Annotated in this window: 18 protein-coding genes; 7 read left to right on the forward strand and 11 right to left on the reverse strand. The window is 61.6% G+C overall.

What is annotated here, in order from left to right; genetic code table 11:
- Window positions 1-589: 589 nt before the first annotated feature.
- The 3 genes from AC07VV_RS12240 to AC07VV_RS12250 all read right to left on the reverse strand — a co-directional run bounded on the left by AC07VV_RS12240 (window position 590) and on the right by AC07VV_RS12250 (window position 3,638).
- Window positions 590-2,248, reverse strand: coding sequence for a cation acetate symporter (locus AC07VV_RS12240; RefSeq protein ID WP_096822124.1), 1,659 nt, complete (start codon window positions 2,246-2,248; stop codon window positions 590-592).
- Window positions 2,245-2,556: a DUF485 domain-containing protein gene (locus tag AC07VV_RS12245; protein ID WP_085710541.1), complete on the reverse strand. Its 312-nt coding sequence runs from the start codon at window positions 2,554-2,556 to the stop codon at window positions 2,245-2,247. Before AC07VV_RS12245 ends, AC07VV_RS12240 begins: the two co-directional genes overlap by 4 nt.
- Before the next feature lie 230 nt (window positions 2,557-2,786).
- Window positions 2,787-3,638, reverse strand: a complete 852-nt coding sequence (locus tag AC07VV_RS12250) for a glycine betaine ABC transporter substrate-binding protein (protein ID WP_096822126.1) — start codon at window positions 3,636-3,638, stop codon at window positions 2,787-2,789.
- 300 nt (window positions 3,639-3,938) lie between these two features.
- On the opposite strand from AC07VV_RS12250, the gene AC07VV_RS12255 reads away from it, so the two are divergent.
- The gene (locus tag AC07VV_RS12255; RefSeq protein ID WP_495036356.1) at window positions 3,939-5,534 is read left to right on the forward strand and encodes a glycoside hydrolase family 17 protein; all 1,596 of its coding nucleotides are present in this window, start codon (window positions 3,939-3,941) and stop codon (window positions 5,532-5,534) included.
- Window positions 5,535-5,583: 49 nt separating this feature from the next.
- Here AC07VV_RS12255 and AC07VV_RS12260 read toward each other — a convergent pair whose 3' ends face one another.
- Window positions 5,584-5,955, reverse strand: a complete 372-nt coding sequence (locus AC07VV_RS12260; RefSeq protein ID WP_495036357.1) for a hypothetical protein — start codon at window positions 5,953-5,955, stop codon at window positions 5,584-5,586.
- Window positions 5,956-6,178: 223 nt separating this feature from the next.
- Here AC07VV_RS12260 and AC07VV_RS12265 point away from each other — a divergent pair, with 223 nt between their 5' ends.
- Together AC07VV_RS12265 and AC07VV_RS12270 are read left to right on the forward strand one after the other, a co-directional pair.
- Window positions 6,179-7,477, forward strand: coding sequence for a serine/threonine protein kinase (locus AC07VV_RS12265; protein ID WP_495036358.1), 1,299 nt, complete (start codon window positions 6,179-6,181; stop codon window positions 7,475-7,477).
- Window positions 7,470-8,258: an MlaA family lipoprotein gene (locus AC07VV_RS12270; protein ID WP_169429444.1), complete on the forward strand. Its 789-nt coding sequence runs from the start codon at window positions 7,470-7,472 to the stop codon at window positions 8,256-8,258. Before AC07VV_RS12265 ends, AC07VV_RS12270 begins: the two co-directional genes overlap by 8 nt.
- Before the next feature lie 64 nt (window positions 8,259-8,322).
- On the opposite strand, the gene AC07VV_RS12275 is transcribed toward AC07VV_RS12270, so the two are convergent.
- From AC07VV_RS12275 to AC07VV_RS12295, 5 genes are all read right to left on the reverse strand, one after another.
- The gene (locus AC07VV_RS12275) at window positions 8,323-9,237 is read right to left on the reverse strand and encodes a DUF808 domain-containing protein (protein WP_495036359.1); all 915 of its coding nucleotides are present in this window, start codon (window positions 9,235-9,237) and stop codon (window positions 8,323-8,325) included.
- A 67-nt stretch (window positions 9,238-9,304) separates the two neighbouring features.
- Window positions 9,305-10,741, reverse strand: a complete 1,437-nt coding sequence (locus AC07VV_RS12280) for an efflux transporter outer membrane subunit (RefSeq protein WP_495036360.1) — start codon at window positions 10,739-10,741, stop codon at window positions 9,305-9,307.
- Window positions 10,742-13,864, reverse strand: coding sequence for an efflux RND transporter permease subunit (locus AC07VV_RS12285; RefSeq protein ID WP_495036361.1), 3,123 nt, complete (start codon window positions 13,862-13,864; stop codon window positions 10,742-10,744). It lies immediately after the preceding gene.
- On the reverse strand, window positions 13,854-16,937 hold the full coding sequence (locus AC07VV_RS12290; protein ID WP_495036362.1) for an efflux RND transporter permease subunit: 3,084 nt from the start codon (window positions 16,935-16,937) through the stop codon (window positions 13,854-13,856). The genes AC07VV_RS12285 and AC07VV_RS12290 overlap by 11 nt, the downstream gene beginning before the upstream one ends.
- Window positions 16,938-16,949: 12 nt before the next feature.
- Window positions 16,950-18,077, reverse strand: coding sequence for an efflux RND transporter periplasmic adaptor subunit (locus AC07VV_RS12295; RefSeq protein ID WP_495036363.1), 1,128 nt, complete (start codon window positions 18,075-18,077; stop codon window positions 16,950-16,952).
- 193 nt (window positions 18,078-18,270) lie between these two features.
- Between AC07VV_RS12295 and AC07VV_RS12300 the strand changes: the two genes are divergently transcribed.
- A complete protein-coding gene (locus AC07VV_RS12300; protein WP_096822132.1) occupies window positions 18,271-18,876 on the forward strand; it encodes a TetR/AcrR family transcriptional regulator in 606 nt (201 codons plus the stop codon).
- Between the two features lie 81 nt (window positions 18,877-18,957).
- Here the strand turns inward: AC07VV_RS12300 and AC07VV_RS12305 are convergent, their stop codons facing one another.
- Window positions 18,958-20,028 (reverse strand): alpha/beta hydrolase-fold protein, encoded by a 1,071-nt coding sequence (locus AC07VV_RS12305; protein ID WP_495036364.1) that lies wholly within the window; start codon window positions 20,026-20,028, stop codon window positions 18,958-18,960.
- Between the two features lie 95 nt (window positions 20,029-20,123).
- Window positions 20,124-20,564 carry a GlcG/HbpS family heme-binding protein gene (locus AC07VV_RS12310; protein WP_085710524.1) on the reverse strand — a complete coding sequence of 147 codons (441 nt, stop codon included), beginning with the start codon at window positions 20,562-20,564 and terminating at the stop codon, window positions 20,124-20,126.
- A gap of 268 nt (window positions 20,565-20,832) precedes the next feature.
- On the opposite strand from AC07VV_RS12310, the gene gcl reads away from it, so the two are divergent.
- From gcl to AC07VV_RS12325, 3 genes are all read left to right on the forward strand, one after another.
- The gene (gene gcl / locus AC07VV_RS12315) at window positions 20,833-22,608 is read left to right on the forward strand and encodes a glyoxylate carboligase (RefSeq protein WP_495036365.1); all 1,776 of its coding nucleotides are present in this window, start codon (window positions 20,833-20,835) and stop codon (window positions 22,606-22,608) included.
- 61 nt (window positions 22,609-22,669) lie between these two features.
- Window positions 22,670-23,452 carry a hydroxypyruvate isomerase gene (gene hyi, locus AC07VV_RS12320; protein ID WP_495036366.1) on the forward strand — a complete coding sequence of 261 codons (783 nt, stop codon included), beginning with the start codon at window positions 22,670-22,672 and terminating at the stop codon, window positions 23,450-23,452.
- Between the two features lie 43 nt (window positions 23,453-23,495).
- Window positions 23,496-24,389 carry a 2-hydroxy-3-oxopropionate reductase gene (locus AC07VV_RS12325; protein ID WP_007959284.1) on the forward strand — a complete coding sequence of 298 codons (894 nt, stop codon included), beginning with the start codon at window positions 23,496-23,498 and terminating at the stop codon, window positions 24,387-24,389.
- Window positions 24,390-24,403: the final 14 nt, after the last annotated feature.

Here is a 24,403-nt window from a genome sequence, read left to right on the forward strand (position 1 = left end):
TTCGCTTAGGCTCAGTGTTCCCTCGCTACGGTGTCCACCAGGGGGCATCGCCTACGGTTTGCTTCGCTGCACCTCCTCTCGATGTATGCGGCTTCGCCGCACGGCGCTGCGCGCCTACCCCCTGATGAACACCTCCGCTCGGCCTGCCGAAGGGGCAAAAAATCAAAAGCCAAAGCCAGATCAAGAGCCCCTCGCCACTCACCACGATGAGCGTTAGCTCAAGTACCGCTTTTGACGCACAGGCCCGTCGGCAGGCTGAGTGGAGGGATTGATTCGGGGGTGGGAGCGCAGCGACCGTTTGGCGAAGCCAAACACATCGAGAGGAGGTGCAGCGAAGCAAACCGTAGGCGATGCCCCCGGATCGATCCCGGAGCGAAGGAACCCGAGCCACAGCGAGGGCCGTACGTCAGGGTAGAGACCTTTTGGTTACTTTTGGGGCGTTTGCCAAAAGTGACCCGCCGTAAGGGCGGAACCCTAGGAAGCCGTTACCGCAGCAACGGATATGTACTCAATCAAAAACCGCCCACAAAAAAATGCCCCAATCTCTCGATCAGGGCATTTTCCATTCAACTCAACCTACACAAAAACCTCAGTGCGAAACCGCCCCACTAGCCCCCAACCCCGTCTGCGAACGCACAAACTGCGGGAAGAACAGCGCACGCTCATTCTCTGCCGCCGCCGATTTATCGGTAACAGAGAAGAACCAGATCCCGATAAACGCAATGATCATCGAAAACAGCGCCGGATACTCGTAAGGGAAGATCGCCTTCTCATGATGCAGAATCTGCACCCAGATGGTCGGACCAAGGATCATCAGACCCACCGCACTCACCAGCCCCAGCCAGCCGCCAATCATGGCGCCACGGGTGGTCAGCTTCTTCCAGTACATCGAAAGCAGCAGCACCGGGAAGTTGCAGCTCGCCGCGATGGAGAACGCCAGGCCGACCATGAACGCAATGTTCTGGCTTTCGAACAGGATGCCCAGGCCGATGGCCAGGATGCCCAGTGCGATGGTGGTGATCTTCGAAACGCGAATCTCATCCTTGTCGTTGGCTTTGCCTTTCTTGATCACGCTGGCGTACAGGTCGTGGGACACCGCCGAAGCACCAGCCAGGGTCAGACCCGCCACTACCGCCAGAATGGTTGCAAACGCCACCGCCGAGATGAAGCCGAGGAAGATGCTGCCGCCCACGGCGTTGGCCAGGTGCACCGCCGCCATGTTGTTGCCGCCGAGCAGAGCGCCCGCTGCATCTTTAAAGGCCGGGTTGGTGCTGACCAGCAGGATCGCGCCGAAGCCGATGATGAAGGTCAGGATGTAGAAGTAACCGATGAAGCCAGTCGCGTACAGCACGCTCTTACGCGCTTCTTTCGCGTCGCTCACGGTGAAGAAGCGCATCAGGATGTGCGGCAGGCCAGCGGTACCGAACATCAGTGCCAGGCCCAGGGAGAACGCCGAGATCGGGTCTTTCACCAGACCGCCGGGGCTCATGATCGCTTCGCCCTTGGCGTGAACCTTGATGGCTTCGGAGAACAGGGTGTTGAAGTCGAAGTTGACGTGCTTCATCACCATCAGCGCCATGAACGAGGCACCGGACAGCAGCAGCACAGCCTTGATGATCTGCACCCAGGTGGTCGCCAGCATGCCGCCGAACAGCACGTAGAGGCACATCAGGATACCGACCAGAATCACCGCAACGTGGTAGTCGAGGCCGAACAGCAGCTGGATCAGCTTGCCGGCGCCGACCATTTGCGCGATCAGGTAGAACGCCACCACCACCAGCGAGCCGCAGGCCGACAGTGTGCGGATCTGGGTTTGCCCGAGGCGGTAGGACGCCACGTCGGCAAAGGTGTATTTACCCAGGTTGCGCAGACGTTCGGCGATCAGGAACAGAATGATCGGCCAGCCCACCAGGAAGCCGATCGAGTAGATCAGGCCGTCGTAGCCGGAGGTGAACACCAGCGCGGAAATCCCCAGGAAGGACGCCGCCGACATGTAGTCACCGGCAATCGCCAGACCGTTCTGGAAACCGGTGATCTTGCCGCCCGCCGCATAGTAGTCGGCAGCCGACTTGTTGCGTTTGGACGCCCAGTAAGTGATGCACAGGGTCGCGCCGACGAACACCACGAACATGACGATCGCGGAAACGTTGAGCGGTTGTTTGTGGACTTCACCAGTCAGGGCGTCAGCGGCCCAGGCGGCTGGAGCGAACGCTGCGATGCTCAAAAGAGCCAGTAGACGCCGGATCATTGCTGAGCCTCCTTGAGAATCGCATTGTTCAGGTCGTCGAACTCGCCATTGGCGCGGCGCACGTAGATACCGGTCAGGATGAAGGCCGAGACAATCAGCCCGACACCGATGGGGATGCCCCAGGTGATCGATGAACCGGCACTGATCTTGGTCCCGAGCACTTGTGGCCCGTACGCGATCAGAAGAATGAATCCGGAGTAGAGCCCTAGCATGATCGCCGAGAGTATCCAGGCGAACCTTTCCCTTTTTTTCACCAGCTCCTTGAAGCGCGGGCTGTTCTGAATAGAGAGGTAAATGCTGTCGTTCATTGTTTTTATCCTCGCAGCACAGATTTTTATTTTTGGAACATAGCCACTCTATGCGGCTGCGAGCCGGCTTCCAGACGACCTTAGTAGTAGAACGCCATGGCGTTTTTGCCAATTTCCAGACCGCCCGAAAACGGCCCACTTCCCCTATAAAAAGAAGCGCCATAAAAAAGGCCGCCCGGCGGTGATGCCGGGCGGCCCTGGGAAGCGCAGACTAGACGCTTCGACTTATATTACTTGGTCCAGTCAGCCACGCGATCAGGGTGTTTGGCCACCCAATCCTTGGCCGCTGCGTCAGGTTTGGCACCGTCCTGAATCGCCAGCATGACTTCGCCGATTTCGTCTTTCGAAGCCCACTGGAAGTTCTTCAGGAACTTGGCCACTTCCGGCGCCTTGGTCGCCAGTTCCTTGCTGCCGATGCTGTTCACGGTTTCAGCTGCGCCATACACGCCTTTCGGGTCGTCGAGGAAGCGCAGTTTCCACTTGGCGAACATCCAGTGCGGCACCCAACCGGTCACGGCAATGGATTCGTTCTTTTTCTCGGCACGGGTCAACTCGGCAATCATGCCGGCGCCGGAACTGGCCTTGAGTTGATAGCCGGTCAGGTCGTAATCCTTGATCGCCTGGTCGGTCTTGAGCATCACGCCTGAACCGGCGTCGATGCCGACGATGCGCTTCTTGAAGCTGTCGTCGGTCTTCAGGTCTTCAATGGTCTTGGCTTTGACGTACTCCGGCACGATCAGGCCGATTTTCGCGTCCTTGAAGTTCGGGCCGTAATCGACGACCAGATCCTTGTTCTTCGTCCAGTATTCACCGTGGGTCACGGGCAGCCAGGCCGACAGCATGGCGTCGAGTTTGCCGGTGGCAACGCCCTGCCACATGATCCCGGTGGCGACGGCCTGGAGCTTCACGTCATAGCCGAGTTTCTGTTTGATCACTTCGGCCGCCACGTGGGTGGTCGCCACGCTGTCGGACCAGCCGTCAACGTAACCGATGTTCAGGGTCTGTTTTTCAGCGCTGGCGAAAGTGGAGCTCATCGCAAGCACCAGAGCGGCACCTGCGCCTAAAAGTCGTCGCATCTTCATCGTTACTTCCCCGAAATGCTGCGCCCGACGGATGCCGGGCATCGTCAACGTATTGTTATGGTGCACAGCGCCCCCATCACGCCTGACCGCAAACTCGTTAGTACATCAGCCGGATTATCAATAAGGGTACTGACGAGTTCGATCATCAACCTGACGCTCGTTAAGACCTGCTCTGCCAGCGACCTCGAAGCAACGAGAAACGACATCAGAAAGCCATTAACTGCGGCTGAATAATTGGCGCCAGACAATCCGCCCAAACTTTGCATGTCAAAATCATGCGGGCCACCAACCCCTCTATAAATGCAGGTAACATGCGTCGCTTTGCAGCCACTCGGCCTGACCATGTCCGCATCCTCCCGCTTCCCTTTTCTGCCTTATCTGTTCGCCTGCCTGCTCGGCCTGTTTGCCCTTTGCGGCTTCTGGTACGGCCTCGGCAAACCGGTGATCCTGCCGGACGTCGCCACCCCGACCCACAAGTTGCAGTGCGCCTCCTACACCCCGTTCGACAAGGATCAGTCGCCGTTCGACGTACCGTTCAAACTGCGCCCGGAGCGCATGGACGCCGACCTCGCCCTGCTCGCCACCCGCTTCGAATGCATCCGCACCTATTCCATGACCGGCCTCGAAGCCCTGCCTGATCTGGCGCGCAAGCATGGTTTGAAGCTGATGATCGGCGCCTGGGTCAACAGCAACCCGGTGGACACCGAGGAAGAAGTCGATCTGCTGATCGCATCGGCCAACGCCAACCCGGACGTGGTCAGCGCGGTGATCGTCGGCAACGAAGCGTTGCTGCGCAAGGAAGTCACCGGGGCGCAATTGGCAAAGCTGATCAACAAGGTCAAGAGCCATATCAAGCAGCCAGTGACCTACGCCGATGTCTGGGAGTTCTGGCTCAAGCACCCGGAAGTTGCGCCGGCGGTGGATTTCCTGACCATTCATTTGCTGCCGTACTGGGAAGATGAACCGTCGAACATCGACGCCGCCCTGCAACACGTCGCAGAAGTGCGTCAGGTGTTCGGCAACAAGTTCGCGCCCAAGGACGTGATGATTGGCGAAACCGGCTGGCCGAGCGAAGGCCGTCAGCGTGAGACCGCGCTGCCAAGCCGGGTCAACGAAGCCAAGTTCATTCGTGGTTTTGTCACCCTCGCCGAACAGCAGGGCTGGCATTACAACCTGATCGAAGCTTTCGACCAGCCGTGGAAGCGCGGCAGCGAAGGCGCGGTCGGCGGTTACTGGGGACTGTTCGATGCCGATCGTCAGGACAAAGGCGTACTGGCCGGGCCGGTGTCGAACGTGCCCGACTGGTCGCGCTGGCTGGCGCTCGGTGGTCTGATCTTTGTCGGCACGTTGATGCTTGGCGGTCGGGTTCGCACCACACGTTCAGCGCTGGTGCTGCCATTGCTCGGCGCCCTCGCCGCGTGCTCGATCGGTGCCTGGGGCCACCTGGCGTGGCTGACCACGCGATTTGCCAGCGAATGGGTGTGGGTCGGCTTGCTGACCGTGCTGAATCTGTTGGTGCTGGCGCATGCCGCACTGGCGTTGAGCGCCCGCAGTGGCTGGCGTGAGCGCGCCTTCAACGTTTTCGAACGACAAGCAGGCTGGCTGGTCGCCGCCGTCGGTTTCGCGGGCGCGGTGATGGTGCTGGAGATGGTGTTCGATCCGCGCTATCGCAGCTTTGCGAGTGCGGCGTTCATTCTGCCGGCACTGGTTTACCTGTGCCGCCCAGTGCCGGTGGCCCGTCGGGAGATTGCCCTGCTGACCTTCATCATCGGTGCGTGCATTGCGCCGCAGTTGTTCCGTGAAGGTTTGCAGAATCAGCAGGCCTGGGGCTGGGCGCTGGTCAGCGTGTTGATGGTGGCCGCGTTGTGGCGCTGCCTGCGGGTTCGCAAGGGCTGACCTTCAGCACCTGAAAGCACAGCATCGCGGGCAAGCCCGCGATGCATGACTACTTGGCGTCGCGCGATTCCCGCACCAGCCGCAACCCGGCAATCACCACTGCAAACACCGCCAGCGTGGTGTTGTACAGCGCCAGCGCGGGAAACCCGAACACCAGCGCAAGCACCGCCAGCCACCACCCTGCCCGCCCCGGCACGACAAAGCCGATCACCGCAGCCGCGATCGCCGCCCAACCCAGCATCTGGAAATGAATCATCAAGCCCAGGTTCGAGCGCACCGAGCATTCCCAACGGCTCGCCTCATCCACGCAGATGCCCACCCACTGCGCGTCCTCCATGAAGCCATAACGCGCGCCATAACTGGCGGCCAGCCATAACGGCAAAAGAACGAGCAGCAGAATCACGGGCAAGCGGCGGGACATGGAACACTCCAAACGATGAAATCGGCGGCCAGCTTAATCTGCCGCCGCACATACGCAAGGACTAACAACTCTTAACTGGTCATTCAATCCGTGCAAAGTGTATCGTCCGGCTACTATTACCCCGAATTCCGTCTGATTGGTGCCGATGCGTGGCACTTTGGCGCAAACCCAGTGGTCATAGCCTGCGAACCTCATTCGGCACCTTCCTTTAAGGGATTCAGTCATGCTCCGATCCTTGCGCTTCGTCGCCCTGCTTGGCGGCCTTATTCTGAGTGCGTCCGCGCTGGCGGTGGATATCGACGCCGCCAGTTATGGCTATCCCCTGACCAACCCGTTCGAAGCGACCATCGCCACCACGCCGCCGGACCTGCGTCCGGAGTTGCCGTCGGACGATGACATCAATCAGACCGACCGCAGCGTCACCCTGCGCCCGGAACGCGAATTCATCCTGCCGGACAATTTCTGGCCGGTGAAAAAACTGACGTATCGCATCGCCACCCAGGACAAGGCCGCACCGCTGATTTTCCTGATCGCCGGCACTGGCGCGCGCTTTGACAGCACTCTCAATGAGTACCTGAAAAAGCTCTATTACAAGGCCGGCTACCACGTCGTCCAGCTGTCCTCCCCGACCAGTTTCGACTTCATGAGCGCTGCCTCGCGTTTCGCCACCCCCGGTGTGACCAAGGAAGACGCCGAAGACATGTACCGGGTGATGCAGGCCGTGCGTGCGCAGAACCCGAAACTGCCGGTCACCGACTATTACCTCAGCGGCTACAGCCTCGGTGCATTGGATGCGGCGTTCGTCGCTCATCTGGACGAAACCCGTCGCAGCTTCAACTTCAAGAAAGTCCTGCTGCTGAACCCGCCGGTCAACCTCTACACCTCGATTACCAACCTCGACAAGCTGGTGCAGACCGAGGTCAAGGGCATCAACAACAGCACCACCTTCTATGAACTGGTGCTGGGCAAATTGACCCGCTACTTCCAGCAGAAAGGCTACATCGACCTCAACGATGCGCTGCTCTATGACTTCCAGCAATCCAAGCAGCACCTGAGCAACGAGCAGATGGCGATGCTGATCGGCACCTCGTTCCGCTTCTCGGCGGCGGACATTGCCTTCACCTCGGACCTGATCAACCGTCGCGGCCTGATCACCCCACCGAAATTCCCGATCACCGAAGGCACCAGCCTCACGCCGTTCCTCAAGCGTGCGCTGCAATGTGACTTCGACTGCTATTTGACCGAGCAGGTGATCCCGATGTGGCGCGCCCGCACCGACGGTGGCAGCCTGCTGCAACTGATCGATCAGGTCAGCCTGTACGCCCTCAAGGACTACCTGCACGACAGCCCGAAAATCGCCGTGATGCACAACGCCGACGACGTGATCCTCGGCCCGGGCGACCTCGGTTTCCTGCGCAAGACCTTCGGCGATCGCCTGACGGTTTACCCACTGGGCGGCCATTGCGGCAACCTTAACTACCGCGTCAACAGCGACGCCATGCTGGAGTTCTTCCGTGGCTAAATATCTCCTGCTGTTTGCAGCGTTACTCTGTGCAGGCGTGGCCCAGGCCGACAACAGCAAAGCCAACGCACCCGTGGTAGTCGACAGTGACGGCTTCAAGGAGCCGCTGTCCAAACTCAAGTTCAACCCGGGGCTGGACCAGCGCGAATTCGAGCGCTCGACGCTCAACGCGCTGAACGTGTATGACCCGCTGGAATCGTGGAACCGCCGGGTCTACCACTTCAACTACCGCTTCGACCAATGGGTGTTCCTGCCGGTGGTCGACGGCTATCGCTACGTCACACCCGGTTTCGTGCGCTCCGGCGTGAGCAACTTCTTCAACAACCTCGGCGACGTACCGAACCTGGTCAACAGCCTGTTGCAGTTCAAGGGCAAGCGCTCGATGGAAACCACCGCGCGCCTGCTGCTCAATACCACCATCGGCATCGCCGGCCTGTGGGACCCGGCCACCGCCATGGGCCTGCCGCGCCAGAACGAAGACTTCGGCCAGACCCTGGGCTTCTACGGCGTACCGGGCGGCGCCTACTTCGTGCTGCCGATCCTCGGCCCGTCGAACATCCGCGACACCGCCGGCCTGGCCGTGGACTACACCGCCGAATCGGCGATCAACTACCTGAACGTGTCGAAAGTCAGCGAAAACCACCCGGAAATCTGGGCGCTGCGTGCAGTCGATAAGCGCTATCAGACCCACTTCCGCTACGGCCAGATGAACTCGCCGTTCGAGTACGAGAAGGTGCGCTACGTGTACACCGAATCGCGCAAACTGCAGATCGCCGAATAAAACCGGCAGCCACAAAAAAGGCCATTCGATGCGAGTCGAATGGCCTTTTTCATTGAGCAGGCGATCAGCCCTTCAGCGCTTTCCAGATCTTGCCGACGACCGATACAACAGCCAGCACCACCGCACCCGCGACAACCCCCGCCACGCCATTGAGCAACACGGGGACTGCAAACCCAGCGCTGCCCGCCGCTGCGGCAACGCTCTCGATCCAGTGATGCACCACCGGTACGCCGTGGGTCAGGATGCCGCCGCCGACCAGGAACATCGCCGCCGTGCCGATCACCGACAGGCCTTTCATCATGTAAGGCGCGGCGCGCAGGATCGCGTTGCCGATGCGTTTCGCCGCAGCGCCGGGTTTCTGCGTCAGCCACAGGCCGAGGTCATCGAGTTTGACGATACCGGCCACCAGACCATAGACGCCCACGGTCATGACGATGGCGATGCCCGACATCACGATCACTTGCTGGGTCAGCGAAGCCTCGGCCACGGTGCCAAGCGTGATGGCGATGATTTCCGCCGAAAGGATGAAGTCGGTGCGGATCGCGCCTTTGATCTTGTCCTTCTCGTAGGCCACCAGATCGGTAGCAGGATCGGCCACCGCTTCGGTCAACTGTGCATGCTCGGCTTGATCTTCCTCCTTGCCGTGCAGCAGCGGATGCGCGAGTTTCTCGAAGCCCTCGAAGCACAGGTACGCGCCGCCGACCATCAACAGCGGCGTCACCAGCCACGGCACGAAGGCACTGATCGCCAGCGCCGACGGCACCAGGATCAGCTTGTTGACGAACGAACCCTTGGCTACCGCCCACACCACGGGAATTTCCCGCTCGGCGCGCACGCCCGAGACCTGCTGGGCATTGAGCGCCAAGTCATCGCCGAGCACCCCGGCGGTCTTCTTGGCGGCCATTTTGCTCATCAACGCCACATCGTCCAGAACGGTGGCGATGTCGTCGATCAGCACCAGCAAACTGCTTCCTGCCATGGGTCAGGCTTCCCTACGTGAAAAAAGTGCGCGCAGCATACCGTGCGCCACTCAAGGGAGCGAGATGCTACGGCACCTGCCAGCCACCGCCCAGGCTCTGGAACAGCGCGACACTGCCCTGACTGAGCAATCCCTGGGTATCGCGCAGGTTCTGCTCGGCCTGCAACAGCACCAATTGCTGGGTCAGCACCGCTTGCTGGCTGACCGTGCCTGCCCGCTGCTGCGCCTGCTGACTGCCGAACAATTGCTGATTGCGCTGGAACATCTGATCAAAGGCTTGCGCCTGAATGTGCAGGTGATGGATCGCCGACAGGTTGTCTTCGACGTTTTGCAACGCGCCGAGCACCGTGCCGCGATACGTCGCAACGTCCTGATCGTAAGTGGCCTCGGCTTCCTGTTTGGCCGCTTCGCGGGCGCCGCCGTCAAAAACGGTTTCAGCCAGCGCCGGCCCAAGGGTCCAGATACGGTTTGGCACGGAGAACAGACCGCCCAGCGCCGAACCACGGAAGCCACCTTCGGCGGTCAGACTCAGGGTCGGAAAGAACGCCGCTTCAGCGACGCCGATCCGCGCGTTGGCCGCCGCTGCGAGGCGTTCGGCCGACACCACATCCGGTCGGCGCAGCAGCAGATTCGACGGCAATACAAGCGGCGGCATCGGCGTCGTGAAGCGATAGTCGGCGGCCTTGGGCAGATCGAATTGCGCCGGCGCCACGCCCACCAGCACCGCCAGCGCATGCTCGGCCTGCTCCCGCGAACGCTGCGCCGTTTGCAGCGCCGTGATCACCGTGCTGAGCTGATCCTGCGCCACCAGCAATTGATCGTTGGTCGCCGTGCCCTGAACGGTTTGCGCCTGAATCATCGTCAGCAGTTGCTGATTGATGGCCTGCTGTTGCTGCAACAGGTCGATGTCGATATCCAGTTGCCGCAGCCCCAGATAGTTGGTCGCCACGCTGGCGCCGATGGACAGCCGCACGCCGGCCAGCAACGCGTCGGAGGATTGCAGCGACGCCTGGCTCGACTCGATACCGCGCCGCACCTGCCCCCACAAATCCGGCTCCCAACTGGCCGTCAGGGTGGCGCTGACCGTTTGTTCGACGGTGCTGCCACTGCTGCCGGTCAAACCACTGGTGGTGCTGCCGCTGGCCCCGCCGCCGACTCCGCGAGCGCCGGACAATCCCACGCCCACGGTCGGCCACAACCCGGCGCGGCTCGACGCCACTTGCGCCTGCGCCAGCCGATACGCCGCCTCGGCACCGATGATCGATTGATTGGCCTTGGCCGAGCGCTCGATCAAATCGTTGAGCACAGGATCCTGATAGTCCCGCCACCATTGGCTGTCCAATGCACCTTGCGGATTGGCCTGCGCACGCTGCCATTGCGTGCCTTCCTTGAACGAAGTCGGCAGCTCAATGGCAGGCTTGTGGTAGTCCGGCCCGACCATGCAACCGGTCAACAACAGGCTCAGCAACAGGCTGGCACACACGGGGAACAGGCGACGTTTCATTTATCGCTCCTTACGCTTCAGGCGCTGCGACGCCCGGTCCAGCCAAAGGTAGATCACCGGCGTGGTGTACAGCGTCAGCAACTGGCTGAACAGCAAGCCCCCAATGATCGAAATCCCCAACGGCCGGCGCAGTTCCGAGCCATAGCCGCTGCCGAGCACTAAAGGAAGCGCACCGAGGATCGCCGCCAGCGTGGTCATCATGATCGGCCGGAAGCGGATCAGGCAGGCGCGACGAATCGCGTCCTTGGCACTCAAACCGAATTCGCGGCGCTCGGTGATGGCAAAGTCGATCATCATGATCGCGTTCTTCTTGACGATCCCGATCAGCAGAATCACCCCCACCAGCGCGATGATCGACAGCTCGGTGCCGGTCAGCAGCAAGGCGATCAGCGCGCCGACACCGGCCGACGGCAAGGTCGAAAGGATCGTCAACGGGTGCACCAGGCTCTCGTAGAGCATGCCCAGCACCACGTACACCGACAGCAACGCCGCGACGATCAACAACGGCTCGCTGGCCACCGACGACTGGAACACCTGCGCCGTCCCGGCAAACTGCCCGACTACACTGGCCGGCATGCGCAACTGCTTCACGGCGTTGTCCACCAGCGTCGTCGCCTGGCCGATGGAGACGCCCGGCGCGAGATTGAAAGAAGCAGTCACCGCTGGAAAAGTGCCCTGATGACTGATCGAAATTGCCGTGCGCCCCACCGAATAATCGGCCAGTGCCGACAGCGGCACCAACGCCTGCGAGGCTGTGGCGCTAAGGTTCGGCGCCGCCGCAGCGCCCTTGCCGGTGACAGCGGCGGAGCCCACCGGCACGTAGATGTTTTTCAGGGTCGCCGGGGAATCCCAGTACGGCGGCGCGACTTCCATCACCACGTGATACTGATTGGCGGAGCGGTAAATGGTTGAAACCTGGCGCTGACCGAAGGCGTCGTAAAGCGTCTGGTCGATGGCCGACATACTGACCCCGAGCCGGGCGGCGGCATCGCGATTGACCGTCACGCTGGCCATCAGGCTGTTGTCCTGCTGATCGGTGTTCACGTCGGTCAGTTGCGGCAAGCCATGCAGCACCGCGACGACTTTCGGCACCCATTCGTCGAGGGTGCTCTGGTCGTCGGCGGTCATCGTGTATTGGTACTGCGCCCCGCTCTGCCGCCCGCCAACCGTGATGTCCTGCGCCGATTGCAGATACAGGCGCGTGCCGGGCATGTCGCCGAGGGTGTGGCGAACCTGCGCGATGACCTGATCGGCGCTGTCCTTGCGATCCTCCAGGGACTTGAGGGTGATGAACAGTTGCGCACTGTTGACCGCCCCGCCAATCCCGCCACCACCGCCGACGAACCCGCCCACCGTCGCTACGTTCGGATTGCTCAAGACCTTTTTATTGATCTCGCTGAAGTTCGACTGGATCGCCCCGAAGGAAATGCTCTGCGCCGCGATGATGCTGCCGGACATGCGCCCGGTGTCTTCCTGCGGGAAGAAACCCTTGGGCACCAGCACATACAGCACGCACGCCAGCACAATCACCAGCAGCGTCAGCAGGCCCATCAGGAACGAATGCTCGACGACCCAACCCAGCGTGCGGTCGTAGAACCGGTGAAAGTACGAGTCCGGGTGATCGTCGCCGTTGCCGCTCTGCTGCTGTGTGCGCAGCAGCACGCTGGCCAGCATCGGCGTCACCGTCAGCGACACCAGCATCGAAATCACGATGGCCACCGACAGCGAAATCGAAAACTCGCGAAACAGCCGCCCGACCACCCCACCCATCAGCAGCAACGGAATGAACACCGCCACCAGTGACACGCTGATGGTCATCACCGTGAAGCCCACCTCCCGCGCCCCGGCCAGTGCCGCTTGCACCCGGCTCTCGCCTTTTTCCAGGTGACGCATGATGTTCTCGACCACCACGATCGCATCGTCCACCACGAACCCGGTGGAAATGGTCAGCGCCATCAGCGACAGGTTGTTGAGGCTGTAGCCGAGAAAATACATCGCCCCGAAAGTGCCCAGCAGCGACAACGGCACAACGATGGCCGGGATCAATGTGCTGCGCCAGTCGCGGAAGAAGCCGAAGGTCACCAGCGTCACCAGCGCGATCGAAATCAGCAGGGTCACTTCCACGTCGTGCAGCGATGCCCGAATCGTGGTGGTGCGGTCCATCAGGATGTTGATCCTGATCGCCGAGGGGATCGAACTCTGCAGAAACGGCAGGTCGGCCTTCACCGCATCCACGGTATCGATCACGTTGGCGCCGGGCTGCTTGAACACCACCAGCAACACCGCCGGTTTGCCGTTGGACAGGCCGAAGTTGCGCAAGTCTTCGACGTCTTCGCTGACGTCGCCCAGGTCCGAGATGCGCACCACATCGCCGTTGCGTTGCTTGACCACCAACGGCCCGTAATCGCTGCCCTGATACAGCATGTCGTTGGCCTTCAGGCCATAGGACTGATCGCCGACCGACACGGTGCCTTTGGGCAAGTTGACGTTGGATGCCTGAATCACCTGTCGTACCTGTTCCAGGCTGACGCCGTAGCGGTTGAGCCGATCCGGATTGAGCTCGATGCGCACCGCCGGCAACGCCGCGCCCCCCACCGTCACATCGCCCACACCCGTGGTCTGCAACAGGCGCTGTTCGAGCAGGGTCGAGGCCACGTCGTACATCTGGCCGCGCGTCGCCGTGTCGGAAGTCAGGCTGAGGATCAGGATCGGCGAATCGGCCGGGTTGACCTTGCGGTAGGTCGGGTTGCCGGACAGATCGCTCGGAAGGCTGCTGCGCGCCGCGTTGATCGCCGCTTGCACGTCCCGCGCCGCGCCGTCGATGTCGCGATTGAGGTCGAATTGCAAGGTGATGCGGGTCGCCCCCAGCGAGCTGGACGAGGTCATTTCGGTGACCCCGGCGATCTGCCCGAACTGACGCTCCAGCGGCGTCGCCACCGATGACGCCACGGTGCTCGGGTCGGCACCCGGCAACGACGCACGCACGCTGATGGTCGGGAAATCCACCTCCGGCAACGGCGCCACCGGCAGCAGGTTGAACGCCAGCACGCCGAACAGCGCCAGCCCGACCGCCAACAGCGTGGTGGCGATGGGGCGCTGGATGAACGGCGCGCTAAGGTTCATCGCGCAAGGCCTCGGCCGAAGCTGGCCGGCGCCGGGTGAAGCGCTGCGCCAGGCCATGCATGGCGAGGAAAATCACCGGGGTCGAGAACAGCGTCAACAATTGGCTCAGCAACAGCCCGCCGATGATCGCGATCCCCAGCGGATGGCGCAGTTCCGAACCGATCCCGGTGCCCAGCGCCAGCGGCACTGCGCCAAACAGCGAAGCCATGCTGGTCATCAGGATCGGACGGAAACGCAGCTCGGCGGCCTGACGGATCGCGGCCACCGGATCGAGTCCGCCCTTGCGCTCCAGCTCCAGGGCGAAGTCGACCATCATGATGCCGTTTTTCATCACGATCCCGATCAGCAGCACGATGCCGATCAAACCGATGATGTCGAACTGCGTGCCGGTGATCAGCAACGCCAGCAAGGCGCCGAGCGCGGCGGACAAGAGGGTCGAGAGAATCGTCACCGGGTGCACGAAACTCTCGTAGAGAATCCCCAGCATCAGGTACACCACGATGATCGCCGCCAGCACCAGAAACACCTGATTGGACAACGACGCCTCGAACGTCGCCGCCGCCCCTTCCAGATTGGCCTGCACCGACAGCGGCAGGCCGGCCTGGGTTTCGATGTCCTTGAGTCGCGTCACCGCCGCGCCGAGGGTCTGGCCGGGGGCGAGGTTGAACGAGACATCGGCGTAGGGAAACTGCCCCAGACGATTGATCGTTACCGGCGCGCGAATCACCTGCATCGTCGCCATGCTCGACAGCGGCGCCACGCCACCGCCGGGAATGTCGACGTAGAGCCCGGTCAACAGATCCGCCAGATTGTGTGGCGGATGGTCGGTGGCGATCACCACGTGATACTGGTTGAGCTGGGTGTAGATGGTCGACACCTGACGCTGGCCAAAGGCGTCATACAGCACATCGTCAATGGCCTGTGGCGTGATGCCCAGACGCGACGCGGTGGCGCGGTCGAAGTTGAGCTGGATCTGATTGCCGAACTGCATCGCCTGGCTTTGCACGTCGGTGAACATCGGGTCTTGCTTGATCGCCGTCAGCAGTTTGTTGGTCCAGGTTTCCAGTTCGCCCGGGTCAGTAGCTTGCAGGCCCAGGCGATAACTGGTGGTCGAGACCGTGGCGTCCAGCGTCAGGTCCTGCACGCTGTGCAGGTACAGGCGAATCCCGGCGTCGTCGGCATTGGCGTCGGAGAGCCGGCGAATCACCGCTGCGCTGCTGTCACGGTCGCCATGGGGCTTGAGGTTGATCAACAGGTTGCCCTGATTGATCGTCGGGTTGGTCTGGTCGATACCGACGAATGACGACAGGCTCGCCACTGCCGGATCCTTGAGAATCCGCGCAGCCAGCCGCTGCTGTTCGAGCTGCATCTGCTGGAAGGAAATGCCCGGCGACGCCTGGGAAATGCCCTGGATCAGTCCAGTGTCCTGCTCGGGAAAAAAGCCTTTGGGCATGACCACGATGATCAACAGCGTCAGCAACCCGGTGAGCACCACCGAGATCAGCGTCAGCCCGCGATGCAGCAGCACCCAATCCAGGCCTTTGACGTAATAGCCGTTGACCCGGTCGAACAAATCGACGCGGCGCTCCTCGTGTTTGTGCTTGAGCATCCGCGAACACATCATCGGCGTCAGGGTCAGGGTGATCAGCGCCGAGATGACGATGGTTACCGCCACGGTCATAGCGAATTCGCGAAACAGCCGACCGACCACATCGCCCATGAACAACAGCGGGATCATCACCGCGATCAGCGCCACCGACAGCGAAATAATGGTGAAGCCGATCTGCTCCGCCCCCTTGAGCGCGGCCTGCATCGGCGAGTCGCCGGCCTCGATGTAGCGGGTGATGTTTTCGATCATGACGATGGCGTCATCGACCACAAAACCGATGGCGATGGTCAGCGCCATCAACGTCAGATTGTTCAGCGAAAACCCCACCGCATAGGCCACCGCCAGGGTGCCGACCAGCGTCAGCGGCACGGTCACCGCCGGGATGATCGTTGCCGCCACGTTGCGCAGGAACAGGAAAATCACGATCACCACCAGCAACACCGCCACCGCCAGTTCGTACTGCACGTCGGTGACCGAGGCCCGGATGGTTTGCGTGCGGTCGGTGAGCACGTTGACCTTCAGCGTCGCCGGCAAACTCGCACGTAACTTGGGCAGCAGTTGTTGCACGCGGTCGACCACATCAATGACGTTGGCGCCTGGCTGGCGCTGAATGTTCAGGACAATCGACGGCGTGCTGTCGGTCCATGCCGCTTGCCGAGGATTCTCCGGACCCTGGGTCGACGACGCGATCTGCGACAGGCGAATCGGCGCGCCATTCTTGTAAGCGATCACCAGGTCTCGGTACTCCTCGGCCGACTGCAACTGGTCGTTGGTGCCAATGGAATACGCCTGATATTTGCCGTCGATATTGCCCTTGGCCTGATTGACGTTGGCCGTGCCCAGCGAAGTGCGCAGGTCATCGAGGGACAGCCCCAGACTGTTCAGCGCCGAGGTGTTGGCCTCGACCCGCACCGCCGGGCGCTGACCACCGCTGAGGGTGACCAGGCCGACACCGGTGATCTGTGAAATCTTTTGCGCCAGCCGCGTATCGGCGAGGTCTTCGACCTTGGTCAACGGCAGCACGTCGGAGGTCAGCGAGAGCGTCAGCACCGGCGCGTCGGCTGGGTTGACCTTGCTGTAGACCGGCGGGTACGGCAGGTTCGCCGGCAGGAAGGTGCCGGCGGCGTTGATCGCGGCCTGCACTTCCTGTTCGGCGACATCCAGCGACAGCGACAGATCGAACTGCAGTGTCACCACCGAGGCGCCGTCGGAGCTGGTGGAGTTCATCGACTTGAGCCCCGGCATCTCGCCGAGCTGGCGTTCCAGCGGCGCGGTGATCGACGAACTGATGACCTCGGGGCTCGCGCCGGGGTATTGGGTAAACACCTGAATGGTCGGGTAATCGACTTCCGGCAACGCCGACACCGACAGCAAGTGATAACCCAGCAGCCCCAGCAACAGTACGGCGACCATCAACAGCGTGGTAGCCACCGGGCGTTCGATGAAGGGGCGCGAGACGTTCATGGGCTACGCCTCCTAAGGCGCGACGACTTTCACCGCAGCGCCATCGTCGAGTTTGTCGGCGCCCTCGGTGACGACCTGCTCGCCCTCCTTCACCCCGTTGTCGAGCACCGCCGAGACATCACCGGTGGCCGGCCCGGTCTTGATGTTGCGCAGGCTGACCTTGTTGCCGGGGTTGACCACTACAAACACGAAATCACCCTTGCTGCCGTGCTGGATCGCCCGGGTCGGCACCACGGGGTTCTGGCTCAGGGTGTCGGTCTTGAGCCGGGCGTTGACGAACTGATTGGGAAACAGCGCCTTGTCGGCATCGTCGAACTGCGCCTTGACCTTGATCGTGCCGGTGCTGGTATCGACCTGATTATCCAGCGCCAGCAGATTGCCGGTGGCCAGCAGGTTGTGTTTGTTGCGGTCATACGCCAGCACCGTCACTGCGCCCTTGGCCATGGCCTGATTGATCGCCCCCAGATCATCCTCGGGCACGGCGAACACCACCGTGGCCGGGGTCATCTGGGTGATCACGGCAATCCCGGTGGTGCTGGTGGTGGTCACGTAGTTGCCGGGGTCGACCTGGCGCAAACCGACTACGCCGTCCACCGGCGAGGTGATGGTGCAGTAGCTCAACTGGACGTCGAGGTTCTGCACACTACCCTGATCCGAAGCGACCGTGCCTTGCAGTTGTTGCACCAGCGAGGCCTGGGTATCGAGGGTCTGCTGGGTGGTGGAGCCGACTTTAATCAGTTCGCGATAACGCGCCAGATCCCGCACGGCGTTGGCAAGCAGCGCCTGATCGTGCATCAGCGTGCCTTTGGCCACCGCCAGTTGCGCCTTCAGCGCCCGGTCGTCGATGCGGGCGATGACCTGGCCCTTGGCGACGTGCTGGCCTTCCTTGAACTCGACCGAGCTGAGAATGCCGTTGACCTGCGTCACCACGGTCACGCTGCGGGTCGGGGTCACCGTGCCCAAAGCGTCGATGTAGACCGGCACGTCTTGAAGCTTGACCGCGACCGTTGCGACCGGCTCGGCGGCGGGCGGAGGTTTGACCCGATGCTGACCGGCACTCAGGTAGAGCCACAGGCCAAGCCCCAGCAACAGCACAATGCCGATGATCAACAGGACTTTGCCGCGCCTGCGTTTCGCCATGACCGCCCGCCTCTTGCCCCCGCGTCTGCCTAGACTCTAGCAGCGCCCCGAAAGCCGTCGCGGGCGAAGGTGAACTCGTTCAGGCTGGCGACAGACTGACGCGACGAGCGCCACCGACCGGCATTGTTGAGCGCTGCGCGAGGCCGGTGCTACCATGCGCAACCGCCAGTACAGGCAAGGAACCACCGGGTTTATGAGCACAATCCGCGAGCGCAACAAAGAACTGATCCTGCGTGCTGCCAGTGAGGAGTTTGCCGACAAGGGCTTCGCTGCGACCAAAACCAGCGACATCGCCGCCAAGGCGGGATTGCCCAAGCCCAACGTCTACTACTACTTCAAGTCCAAGGAAAACCTCTACCGCGAGGTTCTGGAAAGCATCATCGTGCCGATCCTGCAGGCCTCGACCCCGTTCAACCCGGACGGCGTGCCGAGCGAAGTGCTGAGCGGCTACATCCGCTCGAAGATCCGCATCTCCCGCGACCTGCCGTTTGCCTCGAAGGTGTTCGCCAGCGAAATCATGCACGGCGCCCCGCACCTGAGCGCCGACCTGGTCGAGCAATTGAACAGCCAGGCCAAGCACAACATCGACTGCATCCAGAGCTGGATCGACCGCGGCCAGATCGCCCCGATCGACCCCAACCACCTGATGTTCAGCATCTGGGCCGCGACCCAGACCTACGCCGACTTCGACTGGCAGATCTCCGCCGTGACCGGTAAGGAAAAGCTCGACGAAGCCGACTATGAAGCCGCGGCGCAAACCATCATCCGGTTGGTCCTCAAGGGCTGCGAACCGGACTGACTGCGCGACACACACGCAAAAAAAATCGCAGACCTGGCCAAAGCGTCCTGAAGACGTGGCCAGACCTGCGATTTTTTTGTTTCAGGCGTCGCTACCCATCAACCAGCGCAGCGCTTGGGGTAGAGAGGTGCTCCAGTCGTCCGGGAAGGAATGTCCGCCCTCATGGGTACGGGATTTGACTTCGTTACCGTCACTGAACAACTTGCGGAAGTCCGTGGCCATCTGCTGATTGCCCGACCCTTCCATCTTGCCGTTGATCACAAACACCCTTTTGCCGTGCGCCTTGCTCACCGTCGGTGTCGGCTGTCGGCCACCAGGTGACAGCAACAAAGCACCCGCGTAGTCATCCGGATGTTGCGCCAGCAGTGCGCCCGCGTGTTGTGAGCCTTGAGAGAAGCCCATCAGGTAGACGTGCTTGCGATCGATGCATTGCTGCGCCGCCAATTGGTTCAAGCCGTTCTGCACCGTTTGATGGGTGCCTTCGAAGCCCGGGCCGATCCAGCGGAAGCTGTCCACCGCATTGATCATCTCTGTACCGTTGATGCCAAGAATAATGGCCCCGGTATCAGCGAGTGGTTGGTAGCTCTCGTCGAGCTCGCCGTTGATACCGTAGCCGTGCAGCCAGACCACCACCGGACGGCACGCCTTGGGCGCGGGAATATCCGCCGATGGGTTGAGCACTGAAATGGCGCCGACCTTGCCGGGCGCGATGGTCTTGTAGCGCTGCTGCGCGTTGGCCAATACGGCTTTGTAGGTGGCGGTCTCGCGCAGGTCGGAAAAATCCTCGTCGCCGGCCAGCAATGGGCCGAACCACATGCCACGATCGTCAGCCTCTTGCAGGAAGCGCAAGGCCAGTTTGTCGTCACCACGGCGAGCAAACAGCGCAGCGACCTGATAAGGCGCGAGCATTTGCTTCGGGTCTTCACGAGTGGCCGCCAGATAAACCGCAATGGCCTGCAAGGTATCGGTGTCTTCGAGCTTCTCGGCCCGCGCCATCAATTCAGGAACATCGTCGGCATTGATCAGCGCGGTGACCACCGGGCTCAGCGCCTGGAACGCGATGTCTTCGGCGTCCAGCGGTTCGGCGGCGTGCAGAAAGGGAGTGATGAGGGTCATGGCCGTGGCCAGAGAAAAGCCAAGTAGCGTCTTCACGCTGATCTTCCTTGATACAAAAACGGGGCGGCAGTCTATCGACGCCACCCCGATTCGTCATCACCTCAATACCAACCGAGGTGATTCAGTTCCCGTCAGGCCGCCACCCCCGCATCCGCCCGCAGGTCCAGGGCCTCCACAGCCTTGATCGCCACTTGCTCATCGACATCCGACAGATCGCCGCTGATACCGATCGCTCCCAGCACGTTGCCCGCCTGATCACGAATCAACACACCACCCGGTGCCGGCACGACGCTGCCCTGCCCCATGCTGTTGAGTGCAGCGATGAAGGCCGGACGTTGTTGCGCGTCCAGCGCCAGCAGGCGTGAGCCCTTGCCCAGGGCGATGGCGCCCCAGGCTTTGCCGATGGCGATGTTCGGGCGCAGCAGGCTGGCGCCGTCTTCGCGTTGCAAGGTGACCAGATGGCCGCCGGTGTCCAGTACTGCAATGGTCAGCGGCGCGGCGGAGATTGCCCGCCCTGCGCTGATGGCTTCGTTGACCAGGTTGACTGCGACTTTCAAGGTTAAAGCGCTCATGGTGCCGTCCTCATTTTGTTATTGGGAAAGCCGTTGGGCTGCGCGTTTGTGCCGCAGCCCGATGCAACAAATAGAACACAATGAATTATTTTTTTGTATACAATAATTCTCGAAAAGCGCTCCATGCGACGAAAAGCCACAGCAGAACAGGCTTCCGACGAATGAAACAGCCGCTTGAGAAAATGGATTGACCTGCGCCGTCCGCCGTGAATACACTCTGCGCAAAGCCACTTGTATACAATTACAAAACGTAAAGAGGCACAAAACCATGAGCAAAATGAGAGCAATCGAAGCCGCCGTTCTGGTGATGCGCCGTGAAGGGGTTGATACCGCTTTTGGCATTCCGGGCGCTGCAATCAACCCGCTGTATTCCGCCCTGCAGAAAGTCGGTGGCATCGATCACGTCCTTGCTCGCCACGTTGAAGGCGCCTCGCACATGGCCGAGGGCTACACCCGCACCAAGGCCGGCAACATCGGCGTGTGCATCGGTACTTCCGGTCCTGCCGGCACCGACATGGTCACGGGCCTGTACAGCGCCTCCGCGGACTCGATCCCGATCCTCTGCATCACAGGGCAAGCCCCCCGCGCCCGTATGCACAAGGAAGACTTCCAGGCTGTCGACATCACCAGCATCGTCAAGCCAGTGACCAAGTGGGCGACCACCGTTCTGGAGCCGGGCCAGGTGCCTTACGCGTTCCAGAAAGCCTTCTTTGAAATGCGCTCCGGCCGTCCAGGCCCAGTGCTGATCGACCTGCCGTTCGACGTGCAGATGGCCGAAATCGAATTCGACATCGACGCCTACCAGCCACTGCCGCTGGCCAAACCGACCGCGACCCGCGTACAGGTCGAGAAGGCTCTGGCGCTGCTCGATCAGGCCGAGCGTCCATTGCTGGTGGCCGGTGGCGGCATCATCAATGCCGACGCCAGCGACCTGCTGGTGGAGTTCGCCGAGCTGACCGGCATCCCGGTCATCCCGACCCTGATGGGCTGGGGCACCATTCCGGACGATCACCCGCTGATGGTCGGCATGGTCGGTCTGCAGACTTCGCACCGTTACGGCAACGCCACGATGCTGAAATCCGACGTGGTGCTGGGCATCGGTAACCGCTGGGCCAACCGTCACACCGGTTCGGTCGACGTGTACACCGAAGGTCGCAAGTTCATTCACGTCGACATCGAAGGCACCCAGATCGGCCGCGTGTTCACCCCGGACCTGGGCATCGTTTCCGACGCTGCCGCCGCGTTGACCGTGTTCATCGAAGTCGCTCGTGAATGGCAAGCCGCCGGCAAACTGAAAAACCGCAGTGCATGGCTGCAAGACTGCCAGCAGCGCAAGTCCAGCCTGCAACGCAAGACCCACTTCGACAACGTGCCGGTCAAGCCGCAGCGCGTGTATGAAGAAATGAACCAGGTGTTCGGCAAGGACACCTGCTACGTCAGCACCATCGGTCTGTCGCAGATTGCCGGCGCGCAGTTCCTGCACGTCTACAAGCCGCGTCACTGGATCAACTGCGGCCAGGCGGGCCCATTGGGCTGGACCATTCCGGCAGCGCTGGGCGTGGTGAAGGCCGATCCGAACCGTAAAGTCGTGGCCCTGTCGGGGGACTATGACTTCCAGTTCATGATCGAAGAACTGGCGGTCGGCGCTCAATTCAATCTGCCGTACATCCACGTCGTGGTGAACAACTCGTACCTGGGGCTGATCCGTCAGGCCCAGCGCGGGTTCGAAATGGACTACTGCGTGCAGCTGTCCTTCGATAACCTGAACGCGCCGGAACTCAACGGTTACGGTGTCGACCACATCGCAGTCGCCGAAGGCCTGGGCTGCAAGGCGCTGCGTGTGTTCGAACCGTCTGAAATCGCCCCTGCCCTGCGCAAGGCCGAACAGATGATCGAAGAGTTCAAGGTGCCGGTGATCGTCGAGATCATTCTGGAGCGTGTGACCAACATCTCCATGGGCACCGAGATCAACGCCGTCAACGAATTCGAAGACCTGGCGCTGGTCGGCAACGATGCGCCAACGGCGATTTCGCTGCTCGATTAAAACTGCTTGCCGTTCGTTCCCGCGCCGGGCGCGGGAACGATCACTCTAACGGGAGACCACCATGCCGCGTTTCGCAGCCAACCTGTCCATGCTGTTCACCGAACAGGATTTCCTTGCCCGTTTCGACGCCGCCGCCAAGGCTGGCTTCAGCGGTGTCGAATACCTGTTCCCCTACGATTTCAGCTCCGCCGAAATCAAGGCCAAACTCGACGCCAACGGTCTGACCCAAGTGCTGTTCAACCTGCCGGCCGGTGACTGGGCCAAGGGCGAGCGCGGTATCGCGTGCCTGCCGGACCGGGTCGAAGAATTCCGCGCCGGGGTCGATCTGGCCATCGCTTACGCACAGGTGCTGGGCAACACCCAGGTCAACTGCCTGGCCGGTATCCGTCCGCAAGGCGTGGACGATGCCACCGTTGAAAAGACCTTCGTCGCCAACCTCAAGTACGCCGCCGACAAGCTGCAAGCCGTCGGTATCAAACTGGTGATGGAAGCGATCAACACCCGCGACATCCCGGGTTTCTACCTGAACAACACGGCGCAGGCCCTGTCGGTTCGCGAACAGGTCGGCAGCGCCAATCTGTTCCTGCAATACGACATCTATCACATGCAAATCATGGAAGGCGATCTGGCCCGCACGCTGCAATCGCACCTGGCCGAGATCAACCATGTGCAGTTGGCCGACAACCCGGGCCGCAACGAGCCGGGCACTGGCGAAATCAATTACCGCTTCCTGTTCGAACACCTCGATCGCATCGGTTATCAGGGCTGGGTCGGCTGCGAATACAAACCGCTGACCACCACTGAAGCGGGCCTCGGCTGGCTGAAGACCCACAACGCGATCTGACCCCCTATTTGCTTGAGCAAGACAAAAACAAGAGGAATTTCTCATGGCTAAAATCGGATTCATCGGCACCGGCATCATGGGCCACCCAATGGCGGCGAACCTGCAGAAAGCCGGTCACAGCCTGTTCCTGTCGGCGCACCACGACGCCGCCCCTGCCGACCTGGTCGCCGCTGGCGCCGTCGCCCTGGCCAACCCGCGCGAAGTGGCGCAGGAAGCTGAATTCATCATCGTCATGGTGCCGGATACCCCGCAGGTCGATGACGTGCTGTTCCGCGCGGACGGCGTCGCTGCCGGCATCGGCAAAGGCAAGGTCGTGATCGACATGAGCTCGATCTCGCCCACCGCCACCAAGGCTTTCGCGGCGAAGATCAACGAGAAAGGCGCGCAGTACCTCGACGCCCCGGTTTCCGGTGGTGAAGTCGGCGCCAAGGCTGCGACCCTGAGCATCATGGTCGGTGGCGACGCCGATGCCTTCGAACGCGCACTGCCGCTGTTCCAGGCCATGGGCAAGAACATCACCCTGGTCGGTGGCAATGGCGACGGTCAGACCGCCAAAGTCGCGAACCAGATCATCGTGGCCCTGAACATTCAGGCCGTCGCTGAAGCCCTGCTGTTCGCGTCGAAAAACGGTGCCGATCCTGCCAAGGTCCGTGAAGCGCTGATGGGCGGTTTCGCCTCGTCGAAGATCCTCGAAGTGCACGGCGACCGAATGATCAAAGGCACCTTCGATCCGGGCTTCCGCATCAGCCTGCACCAGAAGGACCTGAACCTGGCCCTGCAAGGCGCCAAGGAGCTGAACATCAACCTGCCGAACACCGCCAACGCCCAGCAAGTGTTCAGCACCTGCGCGGCCATCGGTGGCAGCAACTGGGACCACTCGGCGCTGATCAAGGGCCTGGAACACATGGCCAACTTCTCGATTCGCGACAAGAAGTAAGCCTGCCCCGTCGC

The organism is Pseudomonas sp. GW821-FHT02C04 (assembly GCF_059421845.1).